This window comes from Kribbella sp. NPDC048928 (assembly GCF_043197975.1).
In the GTDB taxonomy this organism is placed as follows: Bacteria; Actinomycetota; Actinomycetes; order Propionibacteriales; family Kribbellaceae; genus Kribbella.
In genome coordinates, this window is sequence record NZ_JBICUC010000002.1 from 1,140,919 (window position 1) to 1,157,167 (window position 16,249).

General features: G+C 67.8%; 19 protein-coding genes. 13 read left to right on the plus strand and 6 right to left on the minus strand.

The features are described from left to right. Window positions 1-7: 7 nt before the first annotated feature. Both ACGFI6_RS12485 and ACGFI6_RS12490 read right to left on the minus strand, forming a co-directional pair. Window positions 8-769, minus strand: a complete 762-nt coding sequence (locus tag ACGFI6_RS12485) for an N-acetyltransferase (protein ID WP_393117749.1) — start codon at window positions 767-769, stop codon at window positions 8-10. Between the two features lie 12 nt (window positions 770-781). Further along, window positions 782-1,231, minus strand: a complete 450-nt coding sequence (locus ACGFI6_RS12490) for an HNH endonuclease (protein ID WP_130442568.1) — start codon at window positions 1,229-1,231, stop codon at window positions 782-784. Between the two features lie 143 nt (window positions 1,232-1,374). Between ACGFI6_RS12490 and ACGFI6_RS12495 the strand changes: the two genes are divergently transcribed. The 5 genes from ACGFI6_RS12495 to ACGFI6_RS12515 all read left to right on the plus strand — a co-directional run bounded on the left by ACGFI6_RS12495 (window position 1,375) and on the right by ACGFI6_RS12515 (window position 5,041). Next, a complete protein-coding gene (locus ACGFI6_RS12495) occupies window positions 1,375-1,782 on the plus strand; it encodes a DUF3151 domain-containing protein (protein WP_393117751.1) in 408 nt (135 codons plus the stop codon). Between the two features lie 43 nt (window positions 1,783-1,825). Further along, window positions 1,826-2,569 (plus strand): 2-phosphosulfolactate phosphatase, encoded by a 744-nt coding sequence (locus ACGFI6_RS12500; protein WP_393117753.1) that lies wholly within the window; start codon window positions 1,826-1,828, stop codon window positions 2,567-2,569. 154 nt (window positions 2,570-2,723) lie between these two features. Beyond that, window positions 2,724-3,923 carry an MFS transporter gene (locus tag ACGFI6_RS12505; protein ID WP_393117754.1) on the plus strand — a complete coding sequence of 400 codons (1,200 nt, stop codon included), beginning with the start codon at window positions 2,724-2,726 and terminating at the stop codon, window positions 3,921-3,923. Window positions 3,924-4,029: 106 nt separating this feature from the next. Then, window positions 4,030-4,668, plus strand: a complete 639-nt coding sequence (locus tag ACGFI6_RS12510) for a DUF433 domain-containing protein (RefSeq protein ID WP_393117756.1) — start codon at window positions 4,030-4,032, stop codon at window positions 4,666-4,668. Beyond that, window positions 4,646-5,041 (plus strand): hypothetical protein, encoded by a 396-nt coding sequence (locus tag ACGFI6_RS12515; protein ID WP_393117758.1) that lies wholly within the window; start codon window positions 4,646-4,648, stop codon window positions 5,039-5,041. Before ACGFI6_RS12510 ends, ACGFI6_RS12515 begins: the two co-directional genes overlap by 23 nt. 20 nt (window positions 5,042-5,061) lie before the next feature. Here ACGFI6_RS12515 and ACGFI6_RS12520 read toward each other — a convergent pair whose 3' ends face one another. Next, on the minus strand, window positions 5,062-5,880 hold the full coding sequence (locus ACGFI6_RS12520; RefSeq protein ID WP_393117760.1) for a DUF6597 domain-containing transcriptional factor: 819 nt from the start codon (window positions 5,878-5,880) through the stop codon (window positions 5,062-5,064). A 57-nt stretch (window positions 5,881-5,937) separates the two neighbouring features. Between ACGFI6_RS12520 and ACGFI6_RS12525 the strand changes: the two genes are divergently transcribed. Further along, window positions 5,938-6,420: a VOC family protein gene (locus ACGFI6_RS12525; RefSeq protein ID WP_393117762.1), complete on the plus strand. Its 483-nt coding sequence runs from the start codon at window positions 5,938-5,940 to the stop codon at window positions 6,418-6,420. 307 nt (window positions 6,421-6,727) lie between these two features. Next, a complete protein-coding gene (locus tag ACGFI6_RS12530; RefSeq protein WP_393117763.1) occupies window positions 6,728-8,008 on the plus strand; it encodes an adenylosuccinate synthase in 1,281 nt (426 codons plus the stop codon). Window positions 8,009-8,071: 63 nt separating this feature from the next. Here ACGFI6_RS12530 and ACGFI6_RS12535 read toward each other — a convergent pair whose 3' ends face one another. Then, window positions 8,072-9,967: a protein kinase gene (locus ACGFI6_RS12535; protein ID WP_393117765.1), complete on the minus strand. Its 1,896-nt coding sequence runs from the start codon at window positions 9,965-9,967 to the stop codon at window positions 8,072-8,074. Window positions 9,968-10,057: 90 nt separating this feature from the next. Between ACGFI6_RS12535 and ACGFI6_RS12540 the strand changes: the two genes are divergently transcribed. Both ACGFI6_RS12540 and ACGFI6_RS12545 read left to right on the plus strand, forming a co-directional pair. Continuing rightward, window positions 10,058-10,390 carry a DUF1330 domain-containing protein gene (locus tag ACGFI6_RS12540; protein WP_393117767.1) on the plus strand — a complete coding sequence of 111 codons (333 nt, stop codon included), beginning with the start codon at window positions 10,058-10,060 and terminating at the stop codon, window positions 10,388-10,390. A gap of 76 nt (window positions 10,391-10,466) precedes the next feature. Next, window positions 10,467-11,063, plus strand: coding sequence for a DJ-1/PfpI family protein (locus ACGFI6_RS12545; protein WP_393117769.1), 597 nt, complete (start codon window positions 10,467-10,469; stop codon window positions 11,061-11,063). On the opposite strand, the gene ACGFI6_RS12550 is transcribed toward ACGFI6_RS12545, so the two are convergent. Further along, window positions 11,052-11,753 (minus strand): SDR family oxidoreductase, encoded by a 702-nt coding sequence (locus tag ACGFI6_RS12550; RefSeq protein WP_393117771.1) that lies wholly within the window; start codon window positions 11,751-11,753, stop codon window positions 11,052-11,054. The two genes, ACGFI6_RS12545 and ACGFI6_RS12550, sit on opposite strands and share 12 nt — an antisense overlap. An 89-nt stretch (window positions 11,754-11,842) precedes the next feature. Between ACGFI6_RS12550 and ACGFI6_RS12555 the strand changes: the two genes are divergently transcribed. From ACGFI6_RS12555 to ACGFI6_RS12565, 3 genes are all read left to right on the plus strand, one after another. Further along, window positions 11,843-12,427, plus strand: coding sequence for a TetR/AcrR family transcriptional regulator (locus tag ACGFI6_RS12555; RefSeq protein WP_393117773.1), 585 nt, complete (start codon window positions 11,843-11,845; stop codon window positions 12,425-12,427). A 27-nt stretch (window positions 12,428-12,454) separates the two neighbouring features. Then, window positions 12,455-12,850, plus strand: coding sequence for a PPOX class F420-dependent oxidoreductase (locus tag ACGFI6_RS12560; protein WP_393117775.1), 396 nt, complete (start codon window positions 12,455-12,457; stop codon window positions 12,848-12,850). Window positions 12,851-13,009: 159 nt separating this feature from the next. Continuing rightward, complete coding sequence (locus ACGFI6_RS12565; RefSeq protein ID WP_393117777.1) at window positions 13,010-14,197, plus strand: alginate lyase family protein; 1,188 nt, start codon at window positions 13,010-13,012, stop codon at window positions 14,195-14,197. A gap of 60 nt (window positions 14,198-14,257) precedes the next feature. Here ACGFI6_RS12565 and ACGFI6_RS12570 read toward each other — a convergent pair whose 3' ends face one another. Next, window positions 14,258-15,064: a siderophore-interacting protein gene (locus tag ACGFI6_RS12570; RefSeq protein WP_393117779.1), complete on the minus strand. Its 807-nt coding sequence runs from the start codon at window positions 15,062-15,064 to the stop codon at window positions 14,258-14,260. A 115-nt stretch (window positions 15,065-15,179) separates the two neighbouring features. Between ACGFI6_RS12570 and ACGFI6_RS12575 the strand changes: the two genes are divergently transcribed. After that, window positions 15,180-16,247: a FecCD family ABC transporter permease gene (locus ACGFI6_RS12575; RefSeq protein WP_393117781.1), complete on the plus strand. Its 1,068-nt coding sequence runs from the start codon at window positions 15,180-15,182 to the stop codon at window positions 16,245-16,247. The last annotated feature ends 2 nt before the right edge of the window (window positions 16,248-16,249 follow it).

Genomic DNA, 16,249 nt, shown 5'->3' on the forward strand with positions numbered 1-16,249 from the left:
ACGTTTTTCAATCTGTGGAGAACTTGTGCCGCACCCAGACGTTCGGCTCCACATACACGGCCCGTCCAGCCGCGACGTCGCAGTCCACCGGCACCAGCGCGCCGGGGACCTCGACCGGGCCACTGCGGTCGAACGGAAGGCCGGTCCAGGACTGCCACTCGGCAAGCGAGCCCGCGACCACCCAGGACGCCGGCGCGACACCGGCAACTCGGCCGCCGGCTCGGACGTGGGTGCGGATCCAAGGATCGGCGGGAAGGCCGTCGGGGCGGGTGCGCGTGGCGTACTCGGACATCGAGAGGGCAGGTTCGAGGTGTTTGTGGGTCGGGCGAACGGGCGCATCGAGTGCTGCCAGACCGAGGTCGGCGGCGGCCTCGCGGAGCGCGCCGAGTACGAGCGCTGCAACGCCGTCGCCCTGGAACTCCCGGGACACGCTGATGTTCAGGGCGCAGGCGGTGTCCGGCTCGATGCCGCGGTGGGCGTCCGAGAAGGCCCACACGACTGCCTGCTCCCAGCCGCCGGCCGGAAAGGCCGGCCGGTTGCCGCGGGAGAACTGGACGGCTTGGGCGTCGGCGATCGGCCGGCCGTCGCAGGTTGCCGTCAGGCAGGTCGCCGGGAACGTCTCGAGGGTTCGGGCGAAGTACGCCTCGGAGACGCGGTTGTGGCGCATGAACTCGGGCCAGCCGCCCACGTCGAGGTCGACAAGGTCAGTGGCGGTGGCGATCTCGACGCTGCGCCCGGAGGACAGCCGGTGGCTCCTGGAAACGGGCATAAAAAAGGCCCGTCATCTGTCTATGACGAGCTCGGCGCGAGTTGGTACCCAGGGTTGCCAGAGGAGGGGCATGTCGGCCTCGGACGGAGTGCGGTTGCCCTTCCGCTCGTTACAGGAGGCATGGGCGGCGACGGCGTTCAGCCACTCGGTGCGTCCGCCCCGGGATCTGGGTTGGACGTGGTCCATGGTGTCAGCGTTCTCCAGGCCGCAGTACGCACACCGGAACTTGTCCCGCCGGAGGACGCCGTGCTTGCTGTACTTCATCCGGCCGGCCGCGTAGCGCCAGTGCGTCACGACGTAGCGGACCAGACGGAGGACGCGGGGGACCGGAAAAGGGCCGATGGTTCGCTCTCCGTGCGCCTCTTCGACCACTGCGACCTCACGAACCAGCATCCGGATGGCGTGCTGGATCGATACGGTGTGCAGCGGTTCGTACGACGCATTCAGGACTATGACGCTCATCCGGTGCCTCCTTCCGGCCGTAGCTGGGAACCACGGCGGTTGACGCAGGGTCTCAAGCATCCGTGGCCGCCGGGTGAACGGTCAACGGATTTCGTCAGACGGTCACGTGCCGGTACGGCTGCGTGATCGGCGAAGATGTGCTTATGGAATTGAACAATCTGCTGTCCGGTCCACCCGAGACACTACTACCGGTCGACCCGGCCGCGGCGGAACTCGCCGACGGAGTTGCTGCGGTCGAGGTCGCGGCGAAGTATCCTACGTCCTCGCTCGCCTGGGCCGTGCTCGCCGAAGACGCGCTCGCGGGCGGCCGTACGGTCGAGGGCTACGCGTACGCGCGGACCGGCTACCACCGCGCCCTGGACCTGCTCCGGCGGAACGGCTGGAAGGGCCACGGCCCCGTCCCGTGGGAGCACGAGCCGAACCGCGGCTTCCTGCGTGCCCTGGCCGCACTGGGCAAGGCGGCGGCGCTCATCGAGGAGAAGGACGAGGCCGAACGCTGCGCCACGTTCCTGCGCGACTCCTCGCCCGCGGCCGCCGACGCGCTGAGCTGAAACCTCCTTGTGGGACTGGTTTCCCGGCGGAATGATCTGCCGGGTGACCAGCCCCTATGCGCAGGACGGGTTCAGTGCCGGGTTCGACTGGGGACCGGTCGGCGCGGAGGTCGTTGCCGGTGACATCGTCGCGGTCGTCGACGTCCTGTCGTTCACCACGGCGGTGACCGTCGCGGCCGATCGCGGCATCGACGTCTACCCGTACCGATGGCGTGACGAGACGGCCGTTGCCTACGCCGAGCAGTGCGGCGCGACGCTCGCGGTCGGACGCTCCGCGGCCGGGCCCGGTGAGGTCAGTCTGTCGCCGGTGTCGATCCGGCGAGTGACCGGAATCACCAGATTGGTGCTGCCGTCACCCAACGGCTCGACGATTGCGAAGCAGTTGAGTGACAGCGGTGCGACTGTGATCGCGGTGTCGTTGCGTAATCGGTTGGCCGCGGCGGACTGGGTCGGGGAGCAGTTGCGGAGCACCCAGTCGAAGGTGGTCGCGATCGCTGCCGGAGAGCGCTGGCCCGACGGCTCGCTCCGACCGGCGGTCGAGGACCTCTGGGGCGCGGGTGGGTTCCTCAGCGCGCTCGGCAGCGATCGTCTCTCCCCGGAAGCGCGGGCGGCCGTGGCGGCGTACGAGGCCATCAGCGACGACCTGCCGACGTACCTGCACGAGTGTGCCGGCGGTCGGGAGCTGACGCAGTACGGCTTCGCGGACGATGTGGCGATCGCGGCCGAGGTCGACACGAGCTCAGCGGTGCCGGTGCTCGAGGACGGTATGATGTTCCGGTCAACCTGAACCACTAGAGGTTTCTGCCCGTTGACAGTGCCGGCAGGCGGCGAGCGTCCCCGCTACTTGCCGAACATGGACGGTTCTAGGCGGACGGACAGACCGGCGAAGCTGGACGCCCACGGTCAGGTCCCCGCCCCTCCGGGCAGCGGAAGGTCACACCGTGCCGGCTCTCACCGGACGGATCGGCGCGCCCACCTACGCAGCTGTACTGCGTACTCCGGGCGCCTGGAAGTTCTATTTCGCGGCGGCCCCGGCCAAGATCGGGATCGCCATGACGGGCCTCGGCATCGTCTGGCTCGTGCACGGCTCGACCGGCTCGTACGCCGCGGCCGGCAGCGTCACCGGCGGCTTCGCGGTCGCCGAGGCGGTCGCCGGGCCACAGGTCGCACGGCTCATCGACCGTTTCGGTCAGACCCGGATGCTGCCGATCACCTTGCTCGTGCACGCGGCCGCGGTCATGCTGCTCATCGGCCTCGCGGCGACAGGTGCGCCGCTGCCGGCGCTCATCGCAACAGGCGTCCTGGCAGGCGCCTCATTGCCGCAGATCGGTGCGCAGACAGGAGCCCGCTGGTCCCATGCGTTGCGTGACACGCCGCTGCTGTCGTCGGCGTTTGCACTTGAGGCACTAAGTGTCGGCGTGGCTTTCATGGTCGGGCCGGGGCTGGTCGGCATCGTCAGCTCGTCCGGCTCTCCTGCACTGGGCTCCGCGCTCGCAACGGGGCTCCTGCTGTCTGGCGGCCTCCTGTTGGCAGCACAACGCAGTACGGCCCCACCACCGACCGCCCCCGGTCAGCACGGTGGCTCGAAACGCCTGCTGCACAAGCGATTCGCCGGCCTGGTCGGTACGAACGTCGGCATCGGCCTGTTCTTCGGCAGCATGCAGGTGTCGGTCACGGCCTTCGCCGTCTCCAGAGGCACGCCAGGCCTCGCCGGACCGCTCTACAGCATCACCAGTCTGGTCAGTCTGATCGCAGGCTTCGCGTACGGGACCAGGCGTTGGCGGACTGCTCCGGAGACGCAGTTCGTGATCGCTTTCGTCTGGCTTGCCGTCAGCTGCGTGCCTTTGATCGCAGTACACACACCGTTGACGGCAGCTCTCGCGTTGACGCTGCCGGGCCTCGCGATCGCGCCGTTCCAGACACTGTCCGCCGTACTGACCGAGTCAACGGTCGACTCCGCCGTACTGACCCAGGCGTTCACCTGGCTGAACTCAGGCGGCGCTGCAGGCATAGCGCTCGGCTCCGCCTTCGCCGGCTGGATCGTCGACAGACACAGCCCGCAATACGGCTTCGCTGTAGCTCTCGCAGCCGCAACAGCAGCCCTGCTAATGGCCCTGACAGTCAAGCTCAGCGGTAGGTGATGGAAGCTGCGACGAGCCGTGGCGGGTTTTGTCGGCGCGGTCTGCGAGACTTCATCACACACCGTCGCAGTGCGACGTCGGTCACGGCTCAGAGGGGAGAAGGTCAATGACGGACATCTACAAGACACCGCTGCTCACTGCACGCGAGGCAGCAAGAACCCTCAAGATGCCCGAGTCGACCCTGGATGCGTGGCTCGCCGATGGTTCGCGGCCGTCGCTGGTGCACGCTGTTCGACCGGAGCGACGCGGTTGGCCCAGAGTGCCGTTTGTCGGCGTCGTCGAGGCCTTCGTACTGCGAACTCTTCGTGAGCTGGGCTTCTCGATGCCTGACATTCGGCGTGCTGCGGATCTGGTCCGTTCCGAGTTCCGGGATCCGTACGCGCTGGCACGAGAGCGGATCGCGACCGATGGAGTTGGTCTCTTCGTCCAGGTGGCGGACGAATCGGTCATCCATGCCCGGGATGCCCAGATGGCGATCCCCGAGGTCATCATCGAGTACTTGACGTACATCAGCTGGGATGCGGATGGGAACCCGGCGCGCCTACGTCTCCCGCAGTACCCAGCCGGGGCTGAAGTCGTCATTGACCCGAGCTTTGGGTGGGGCGCGCCGGTGCTGGCGAAGAGCAAAGTTCCTGTCGATGCCCTGGTGTCGTTGTGGCGAACCGGGGAACCGATCAGCGTCGTTGCGGATGAGTACGACCTGCCCGCGGATGTAGTCGAAGATGTGCTCCGCCAAGCAGCCTGAGTACTTCTTCGACCGCAGTCTCGGTAAGGCATCTGCCGCTCGGCTCCGCGAACTGGGCTGGATTATTCATCTGATTGCAGACTTCTACCAGGAAGACGCATCCCAAATCCCAGACGAGGAGTGGATTTCAGAAGGTTGCTCGCGTGGCTGGCTGCTGCTCACCAAAGACAAGCGAATCCGTTATCGAGAGCACGAGTTGAGTGCCCTGGACGCCGGTCATCTCTTCTGTCTTGCCTCGGGCAACCTGGGGCTGGACGAGATGGCCCGGCGTTTCCTGGACGCCGAGCGAGCGATGCTTGCCGCGAGCAGGCGGGTGTCGGTCGGCTTCTGGCACGTGCACGCTGGAGGCCGGATCACCAAGATGTGGCCCTGACTGCGTCCTCGGACGTCGGCTCAGCGGTAGGTGATTTGGCGTTCGGCTGCGGCGCGGGCCAAGTACTCGGCTGGGGTCAGGCCGATTTGCTGTTTGAACTCGTTGGAGAAGTGGGCCTGGTCGAAGTAGCCGAGGGAGGCGGAGAGTTCGGCGAGCTCGGCTACTTCGCCCTGGGCGAGGAGCTCGGCGCCGTCGTGCAGCCGGTAACGGCGGAGCACCCACTTCGGGCCCACGCCGACGTACCGGCGGAACAACCGTTGCAGAGTGCGGATCGGTACGTCGAAGCGTTCGGTGACGTCGTCGACGCGGGCCATTGTGCGGTCGGCGGCCATCGCGCCGACGATCTCCCGGACCAGCTCGTACGAGGGGTCGGGCGGGGCCAGGTGGTCATGCAGGAAGGCCTCGAACACGGCACGCCGCCGGACGTCGGACTCGGCCTCGAACATCAGGTCCGTCAGCCGGTCGCCGTCCGCGAACACCGCGGTCAGCGGCAGCACCTGGTCGCGGAACGAGCCCACGTCCAGGCCGGTGATCGCGCCGAACCCACCGGCCCAGAACTTCACCCCGAACGCCCGCCCGCGCCCGGACAGCTCGCGCTCGAACTTCCGTGTGCAGACGCCGTTCACGAAGGCGCCGCCGGGCTGCTCGAACGTCACGTTCACCGACGGGAACGGCAGCACCTCGGCCGTGTAAGGCTCGTCGAGGTCCCACTCGACGATCCAGTACCACTCCACGAACCGCCCGGCGTCCGGCCCCGGCGTGAGCCGGTGCAACGAACGGTGCCGCGCCTGCTCGCGCGGGTGCAGGATGCCTCTCTCGCTGTCGGCTGGCTGGGTCACGGCTCCCTGTCGCTTTCTTCCAAGACCGGCAAGGCACCCGGCGCGTTGACTGGGCGCATGACGAACAAGGTAAACCCCGTCCCCGACGGTTATCACTCCCTGACCCCGTACCTGGCCGTCGCGGACGGACCGAAGGCGATCGAGTTCTACCGGGAGGTCTTCGGTGCCGAGGTGATCAGCCGGCAGGACATGCCGGACGGGCGGGTCGCGCATGCCGAGCTGAAGTTCGGCAACTCGATGCTGCAGATCAGTGACGAGATGCCGCAGATCGGGCTGCGGGCACCGACCGGTGAGTGGGTGCACTCGTCGCTGGTGCACTACGTGCCGGACGTGGACACCACGTACGCGAAGGCGATCGAGGCCGGTGCGAAGTCGGTCGAGGAGGTGCAGACGTTCCTGACCGGGGACCGGTTCGGCACCGTGATCGACCCGTTCGGGCACCGCTGGGCGATCATGACCCGGGTCGAGGACGTGTCCCGCGAGGAGGCCGAGCGGCGGGTCAACGAGTGGCTCGCGTCCGGAGCGGCCGGCGGCGAGTAGGGCCGGTCGAGAAGGCCCGGACATAAGGAAGCGGCCCGCCGGAACCGTCCCCTGCGGCAGTTTCGGCGGGCCGCTGACTAAGAGTGTGCACGTGATCACGCTAAATGGCAACCCGTCAGTTGAGGCAACAGTGAAGTTCGAGGCTTGTGGACAGGCCCGAAACTGGAGCCTCCTGGTCCGGTAGGCTTTGGCCGCAAGAGCCTGGATGCGTTGCCGGATGAATGTCCGGTGAACGTCTCCGGGCTTCACCGTTTCCAGCACCGGCCGCCACGGGGTGTGAGGTTGGTGCGTGAAGAGGAGGGCTGAGATGCCCGCAATCGTGCTCGTCGGCGCCCAGTGGGGCGATGAGGGCAAGGGTAAGGCGACCGATCTGCTCGGCAACACGGGCGAGGTCATCGACTACGTGGTGAAGTTCAACGGCGGCAACAACGCCGGCCACACGGTCGTGATCGGATCCGAGAAGTACGCGCTGCACCTGCTCCCGAGCGGCATCCTCACACCGGGTGTGACGCCGGTGATCGGCAACGGGGTCGTGGTCGACCTCAGCGTGCTGTTCGAGGAGCTCGATGCGCTGGAAGCGCGTGGGGTGGACACGTCGCGGCTGCTGGTCAGTGCGAGCGCGCATGTGATCCCGCCGTACAACCGGACCCTCGACAAGGTCACCGAGCGGTTCCTCGGCAGCCGCAAGATCGGTACGACGGGGCGCGGCATCGGTCCGACGTACGCCGACAAGATGAACCGGATCGGCATCCGCATCCAGGACCTGTACGACGAGAAGATCCTCGAGCAGAAGGTCACCGGCGCGCTGGAGCAGAAGAACCAGCTCCTGGTGAAGGTGTACAACCGGCGCGCGGTGGAGATCCGTGAGGTCCTCGACGAGCTCCTCGGGTACGCCGACCGCCTGAAGCCGATGGTCGCGGACACCGGCCTGCTGCTGAACCAGGCGCTCGACGAAGGCAAGACGGTCCTGATGGAGGCAGGTCAGGCGACACTGCTCGACGTTGATCACGGCACCTATCCGTTCGTCACCTCCTCGAACGCGATCTCGGCCGGCGCCTGCACGGGCACCGGCATCCCGCCGACCCGGATCGACCGCGTGATGGCCGTCGTGAAGGCGTACACCACGCGCGTCGGTGAGGGTCCGTTCCCGACCGAGCTGCTGGACGCGGACGGCGAGTGGCTGCGGGCACAGGGCGCCGAGTTCGGCGTCACCACGGGTCGGCCGCGGCGCTGTGGCTGGTACGACTCGGTGATTGCCCGGTACGCCGCTCGCGTGAACGGCGTCTCCGACTTCGTGCTGACCAAGCTCGACACGCTCACCGGTCGCGAGCGGATCCCGGTCTGCGTCGCGTACGACGTGAATGGCGTTCGGCACGACGAGATGCCGATGACCCAGACCGATTTCCACCACGCGACCCCGATCTACGAGGAGTTCGACGGCTGGTCGGACGACATCACCGGCTGCCGGAGCTTCGACGACCTGCCGAAGGAGGCGCAGACCTACGTGCGCGCCGTCGAATCGCTCAGCGGGGCACGGATCTCGGCGATCGGCGTCGGCCCCGAGCGCAGCCAGATCGTCCAGCTCTGAACGCCTGAACGCCTGAGCCGCTGAAGGCCTGAACGCCTGAAGGCCCGCCCGGCCTCCCCGTTGTCAGTTGCCGATGACGGGGAGGTCGCGGATGAACGGCGCGTTCCGCAGGTCGCCGAGCGTCGGCCGCTGGATGTTCGGCGTCTCGATCGGCTGCCGAGCCCAGCCGGCGCCTTCGCCCTGGGTCGCCAGGTAGAACGTGAGCGCGCCGATCGCGAGCAGCACCACCGCGACCAGTCCGGAGACCCAGTGCGCCCGGAACGTGTTGCGGGCCGTGATGTGCGCGCCGCGGCGCAGTGAGCTGCCGCCCGGTCCCCACCAGCTGAAGAAGAGTGCGGTCAGGGCCGCGCTACCGAAGCCGACCGCAGACAGCGGCGGCCAGTTCAGGTCGTACGCCGTGGCGGCCAGACCGGTGACGACTCCGCCGACAACGATCGCAGTGAGCAGCGGCAGGATCAGACACGGCACCGTGATCAGCGCAGCCATGGCGAGCTGCAGCGGGCTTGCTGCGGCGGCCACGACCCCGTCCGACTTGCCGGACCGGCCACGGACCTGCCGGCGACGCATCAGGGCCGTACTCGACCGATCGACCGTTCGGGCCAGCACGAGCAGGATGATCGCGACCACTGAGCCGAGTCCTGGGGTGAAGGCGATCAGCCCGGCCAGCGCCAGCATGAAGCCGACAATGACGGCACTACGACGACCTGTCGGCGGCGACTTGGCAGGCTGAGCGGGCTGCACGGGTTGAGTAGATTGCCCAGGCGTCGGCTGGGGCGATTGCCCAGGCATCGGCTGCGGTGACTGCTGGTACGGCGGTGCGTACGGAGCAGGCGCGTACGGGTCGGGGCCGTACGGGCCGGGAGCGTACTGCTCCGGGGCGTACTGCCCAGGGCCGTAACCGGGCGGCGGCACCTCGGCGACCGGCTTCCTCGCGTCCCGGATCTTGTCCCGGATCGGCGTGAACGCCGACAGCGGCGGAATCACCGGCGGAACCAGCGCGGCCACCTGCGTCGGAGTCGGGCCGGGCCGCGGCTCCTCGGTCGGCATCAGCTTCGTCACGAGCCTGGTCGGCGGTACTGCGGCCACTGTCGCATCGACAGCGGGCACGTCCCGGGGCGGGAGTGCGTCGCGCCCCTCCGCGTACCGGCTGAGGCCGGTCATGATCTCTTCCTGCGTCGGCCGGTTGGCCTTGTCAGGGGAGAGCGCGGCAGCGAGCAGCGACTTCAGTCGTGGGTCCAGCCCGTCCAGGTCGGCCTGACCGGAGTGCACGCGCGCCAGCACGGCCTCGAACGGTCCCTTGCCGAACGGGCGGCGTCCGGTCGCAGCGAATGCCGCAGTGGCGGCCCAGCCCCACCAGTCGGCGGACTGCGACACCATCTCGCCCTCGATGAGCTCCGGCGCCAGATAACCCGGCGTACCGATCACGAGACCGGTCTGGGTGAGCCGCAGGTCGTCGGCGGCCTGTGCGATGCCGAAGTCGATCATCACCGGCTTGCCGTTGCACATCATCACGTTGCCGGGTTTGAGGTCGCGGTGGATCACCCCGGCGGCGTGGATCGCCTGCAGCGACTCAGCCAGACAGCCGGCCAGCGGGAGCCACTTACGCGGGGTCAACGGACCACGCTCGTCCACCTGCTCGTCCAGCGGCCGGCCAGGGATGAAGCGGGTCACCAGGTAGGGCTGTTCGGCTTCCAGGTCGTGGTCGAGGATGCCGGCCACACCAGGGTGGTTGACCTTCTGCAGCGTGGTTGCCTCGCGCTGCAGCCGAGCCCGCGCGATCGGGTCGTGCGCCACGTGTGGCCGCAGGACCTTCAACGCAACCTCTTGGTGCTCGGGACCTTCGGCCAGGTACACGACGCCCATGCCGCCCTGTCCGAGCCTCCGGATCAACCGGTACGGCCCGACCCGCTCCTCCACCTCCTCCTCGTGGGTGGAAGGCGGTCCCCCTGTGACTGACATGCCATCTACGGTACGTCCCCGGCAGACCAAGGCGTCCTGATGACCTCAGAGGTAATCGTGCGAATTCAGCCCGTGCCCGAAGCTGAAGCCATGGGACAGAAAATGAAGGCCTACGCGATCGCCAACCTGCGCAGCGTCCGGATGGGTGCCGCGATCGTCGAGTACCTGGAACGGATCGACGAGACGCTGGCGCCGTACGACGGTCACTTCATCGTGCACGGCGCGACCGCGGAACAGATCGAAGGCAACTGGGAAGGGTCGCCGATCGTCATCGAGTTCCCCGACTACGACCACCTGCGGGACTGGTACGACTCGCCGGACTACCGGGAGATCCTCGCGCTCCGGACCGAGAACTCCGACGGCGTGGTGATCTTCGTCGAGGGCGTCGACCGCACCCACAAGGCCACCGACGTACTGGCCTGAGCCTGTGGCCAGATCTTGGTGAATACCGGCTTTCTGGCCACTGGCTTGGGAGCGGGCGGATCGGTTGGGTGGAGTTATGCGGATCGAGATGCTGGTGTTCGACGGTGTGGACGAGATGGATGTGATGGGGCCGTTCGAGGTCTGGAGCCACGCGTCGCGGCGGCCGGGGTTCGAGCTGGCGCTGGTTGCGCTGGACGGGCCGGCAGAGGTGACTGGGCTGCACGGCCTGCAGTTCAAGGCGCCGGAGGGGCTGGGGCAGCCGGATGCGCTGTTCGTACCGGGTGGTGGGTGGATGAACCGGGCGGACAAGGGTGCCTGGGTGGAGGCGCGGCGGGGTGTGATGACAGCGCGGATCGCGGCGCTGGCGCCGTCGTTGCAGTGGATCGGCTCGGTCTGCACCGGCTCGATGCTGCTCGCCGAGGCCGGCCTGGTGAAGGGCCGGCCGACCACGACCAACCGCGGGGCCTGGGCCGAACTGGAAGCGTTCGGCGCCGACCTCAAGACCAACCGCGTCGTGGATGACGGCACGCTGATCGCCGCGGGCGGCGTCACGTCGGGGATCGACCTGGCCCTGTACGTCGTCGAGCGCGAACTCGGCGCCGACGTCGCGGACGGGATCGCGGGTGCCATGGAGTACACCCGCGATCGCGACGTGTACGTCTCAGCCGGCTAGCTCGGGGTAGAGGCCCACGAGGTCGCCTGACACGGCTGCCTTCGCGCCGCGGGCGGTGTCGTCGGCGAGGACCTCGTGCGCGCCGGTCTCGATGCCGTCCAGTGCGGCCTTTGCAATGTCCTCGGGGCGGGACTTCGGCGCGGTCACGGCCGTCACCATGTCGGTGTCGACGTACCCCATGTGCAGGCCGGTGACGCCGATGCCGCGGTTCAGCAGCTCGAGCCGGATCGCGTTGGTCTGCAGCCAGAACGCGGCCTTGGTGGCGGAGTATGCGCCGTGCCGGGCGACCCAGGACAGCGCCGAGTGCGCGTTCAGGACGTGGCCGCCGCCGTTGCGCTCGATGATCGGGACGAACGCCCGGGTGAGCTGCAGCGGGCCGAAGAAGTTCGCGTCGAAGACCGCGCGGACGTCCTCGATCGAGCTGTCCAGGTAGGTGTCCGGCGAGCTCGCGCCGGCGTTGTTGATCAGCACCGTGACATCGGGCGCGGCCGCGGCGAGCGCGTCGATCGACGCCTGGTCGGTGACCTCGAGCGGCAGCGGCACGACGCGCGGGTCGCTGCTCGGCTTCGGGTCGCGGGCGGTCGCATAGACCTTCGTCACGCCACGGGTGAGCAGGTCGTCGACGATCGCGCGGCCGATCCCGCGCTGCCCGCCGGTGACCAGGACAACGGCGCCTTCGAGTGTGGTCATCAGGAAACTCCTCGATAGAAACTGATCTGTTTCCAGAACCGTAAACCGATCGGTTTCTGTTTTCAAATCCAGCCGGTACCCTCGAAGGCATGACCACCTCGGCGACACCCCGCGAGCGGCTCCTGGACGCCGCGGGCGAACTCTTCTACCGCGACGGCGTCAACATCGGAGTGGACGCGCTCTGCAAGGCGGCCGGGGTGTCGAAGAAATCGATGTACCAGCTGTTCCGGTCCAAGGACGAGCTGATCGCGGAGAGCCTCGCGAGCCGCGGCCCGGCGTACCAGACGATGCTCCGGCCGGGTGTCGAGGACGACCGGTCGCCGCGGGAGCGGATCCTGACCGTGTTCGACCGGCAGGACGCGCTCGTTGCGGCAGGCAATTACCTGGGTTGTCCGTACGTGAGCACGGCGGTCGAGCTGAAGAACCCGGAGCACCCGGGTTCCGTCGTGGCGCGGCACTTCAAGCAGCAGCTCACGGACTTCTTCCACCGCGAGCTGCTGGCGGCCGGCGCCGAGGATCCGTCCACGCTGGCGGTCCAGCTGACGATGATCTTCGACGGCGCCAACGCCCGCGCGGTCGTCCGTGCCCAGCCTCTCGGAGGCATCGGCGCCGTCACCGCCGCCGCCCTCCTGGACGCCGCCGGCGTCCGCACCCCGGAACTCGCCCTGCACTGAGCCCGGTCGCGGCTATCGTCCAGCGTCGTGGAGATCCCGGCAGAGTTCCATGAGCTGTTGTCGTCGACGGCGGTCGCGATGGTAGGGACGATCGGCAGGCACGGCGAGCCGCAGGTCACGCCCCTGTGGTTCCTGTGGGACGGCGAGCGGGTGCGCATCAGCCTGGTCGACGGGCGGCAGAAGCTCCGCAATCTGCGGCGCAATCCGGCGATCTCGGTGGTGATCGTGAACCCGGCGCGCCCGACGTACTACATCGAACTGCGCGGGCGGATCGACGACCTGGTGCCGGATCCGGAGTTCGCGCTGGAGCAGGCGATCGCCCGCAAGTACACCGGCAGCTGGACGGACGTGGAGCCCGCCGGTACGACGCGGTACGCGACGAGTGTTGTCGTCGAGCGGATCACGAGCCAGCTCGGGCACTAGTGGGACAGAAACGCGTTTTGTTCCATGGGGCATGGGACAGCGCGGGTGGTTGTTCCAGCGAAGTTCCGGTACCGGCGGGGGCTTGACCGTGGTCACTGGGGGTCGTGAAACTGCGTTGGAAACCGCTGTCCTACCGCCCCCGAAGACAGGACACCGCCCATGCGAAAGATGCCCTTCGTCCTGGCCGCCGCCTGCGCAGCGCTGGTCGCCGGGACCCTAAGCAGTCCAGCAGTAGCTGCATCGCAAGCCGTCGACGCACCCGCCACGTTCGCGCACCCCGGTGTGGGTGTCAGTCAGCCGCAACTCGACTTCGTCCGGTCCAAGGTCCAGGCCGGCGCGCAGCCGTGGACCGACGCGTTCAACCAGGCGAAGAACAGTTCGTACGCGTCGCTCTCCCGGACGCCGAAACCGCGCGCGATCGTGGAGTGCGGCTCGTACTCGAACCCCAACTACGGCTGCACCGACGAGCGTGAGGACGCCATCGCGGCGTACACCGACGCCCTGCTCTGGTACCTCACCCGCGACGACCGTTACGCGCAGAAGTCGATCCAGCTGATGGACGCGTGGTCGGCGACCATCAGGGACCACACCAACAGCAACGCGCCGCTGCAGACCGCCTGGTCCGCGTCGTCCTGGCCGAAGGCCGCGGAGATCATCAAGTACGAGTACGGCAACTGGCCGAACTCGGGGCGGTTCGCCACGATGCTCCGCAACGTCTACGTACCGGAGATGATCAACGGCTCGAACTCCAACGGGAACTGGGAGCTGAGCATGATCGAGGCCCTCCAGGGCATCGGCGTGTTCCTCGAGGACAAGACGATCTACGACAAGGCGATCGCCTTGTACCGGCTGCGCGTACCGGCGTACGTGTATCTGGAGTCGGACGGCGCCCTGCCGAAGACCGTGCCGAGCCAGAACCTCAACACCCGCGACAAGATCGTCAGCTACTGGCAGGGGCAGGGGACGTTCGTGACGGGTCTGACTCAGGAGACCTGTCGCGACTTCACCCACACCGGCTACGGCATCTCGTCGATCTCACACGTGCTGGAGACCGCACGGATCCAGGGCATCGACATGTACCCCGAGTTCGGTGAGCGGCTCCGGCAGGCACTCGGGTTCCAGTCGAAGTGGGAACGGAACCTGGAGCCGGTGCCGTCCTGGCTGTGCAAGGGCACGCTCAAACGCGGCCTCGGGCCGATCACCGAGGTGGGCTTCAACGCACTGCACACCCGCCTCGGCATCGCGATGACGAACACTCAGGCGCTCACCGAGTCCCGGCGTCCGGCCGGCTCGAACAACCTGTTCGTAGCCTGGGAAACCCTCACCCACGCAGAGAACCCGTCCTGACCGACTCGTTGCGTCCGAAGATCCGGGGTCTCCAAGCCACAGTTCTTCGGACGCAACGGGTTAGCAGTGTGCTTCGCCGCGCTTCCAGTAGCCCTGGAAGGAGATGGCGGACTTCGGCATCCCCACGGCGTTCACCAGGTGCCGACGGACCTCTTTGATGATCGACGACTCACCGGCGACCCATGCGTAGTCAACGTCGAACGGCAGGGCTGCTGACTTCAGTGCCTCCAGCAGTGAACCCTCAGTGACCCACGTGACATCAGCAGAGCCGGCCAGGGGCCGTATGTCGGCTGCGTCGGGTACGGCGACGAACACGGTCGCATGTACCGCAGCAGGAAGCTCCTCCAGGATCCCCGCGAGCGCAGGAAGCGCTGTCTCGTCCGCGACGAGTACCCGGCGGATGCTGGTGGTTGGTGGAATGTAGTCGACACCGGAGTGCAGCAGGCCCTTCGTACTGGTCTTGTCGACCGCGAACGGCACCAGCAGCCCCACCTGGTCGCCCAGCTTCGCTTCACTCACCCAGGCCGACGCAGGGCCGTTCACACCGTGCAGGACGAACTCCACGTCCAGTTCAGCCACCTCGGGCCGGATAGCGCGCACGGTGTACGTCCGCATGATGAAACGCTCTTCGACGGGTTGTGCGCACCAGTCCGCGTACCACTCGGGGCCGGAGGGCAACCGGATGTCGCCACCGTCCGGCGGGGCCAGCAGCACCTTGATGCGCTGGTCCGGGCCGGCACTGACTGCCTCCGCGATCCGCGGTGCGACGAAGGTCACTCGGCGCAGGTGCGGGCTCAGGTCGTCCACGGCTGCCACGGTGGCCAGCAGCGAGTCGAAAACGATCGGTCGCTCGAGCACGGTCGTCATGCTGGGTTTTCTCCGTAACCTCTGGCAGGGGAGACTCAGATGCGGACCCGTGGACGGCCGGGTTATTCTGAGGCGTCTAGAGGTTAGCCTTACCTAAGAGGATCCCGAAAGTCCAATGCCCCCGCCCAGTGCCGTGGTCGAAGCCAGTCCGGACACCGCCGTTGCGTCGCGCCCGAGGCGTGCCCGGCGGACCACACTCATCGCCGGACTGGTGATCAGCGTGATCCTGCTGGTCCTGGTGTGCCTGCTCAGCGTTGCGATCGGGTCCAAGCAGATCCCGCTGCCGACCGTCATCGATGCCTTGCGCCACTACAACGAGTCGAACACCGACCACGTGATCGTCCGATCACTGCGCGTACCCCGGACGCTCATCGGTCTGCTGGTCGGCGCCGCGCTCGGTCTGTCCGGTGCGCTGATGCAGGGCGTGACCAGGAACCCGCTCGCCGATCCGGGCATCCTCGGCGTGAACGGTGGCGCCGCCCTGTTCGTTGTCGGCGGCATCTACTGGTTCGGGCTGTCCTCGCTGACGTCGTACGTCTGGCTCGCCTTCGTGGGAGCCGCCGCGGCGTCGGTGGCCGTCTATCTGCTCGGGTCGCTCGGCCGGGAGGGCGCCACACCGGTGAAGCTCGCGCTGGCCGGCGCTGCGTTGACCGCGATGCTCGGGTCGCTGACCACGGCGCTGCTGATCGGTGATGTCGACACGTTCGACCAGTTCCGGTTCTGGTCGGTGGGGTCGTTCGCCGGCCGCGGTCCGGACATCGCCAAGCAGGTGGCGCCGTTCATCCTGGTCGGGATCGTGCTTTCGCTCTTCTGCGGCCGGGTCCTGAACGCGTTGTCGCTGGGGGACGACGTGGCCAAGTCGCTCGGTCAGCGGGTGGGGCTGGCGCGGGCGTTCGTCGCGGTGGTCGTCGTACTGCTCTGTGGTGCGGCGACCGCGGCGGCCGGCCCGATCGGATTCGTCGGCCTGACGATCCCGCACGTGGCCCGTCTGGTGACCGGACCGGACTACCGCTGGATCCTTCCGTACTCCGCTGTGCTGGCGCCGGTCCTGCTGCTCGGCTCGGACGTGATCGGCCGCGTCGTCGCGCTGCCCGGCGAACTCCAGGTCGGCATCGTCACAGCGGTCCTCGGCGCCCCGTTCTTCATCATCCTGGTCCGCCGCCGAAAGCTGGCCGACCTGTGACG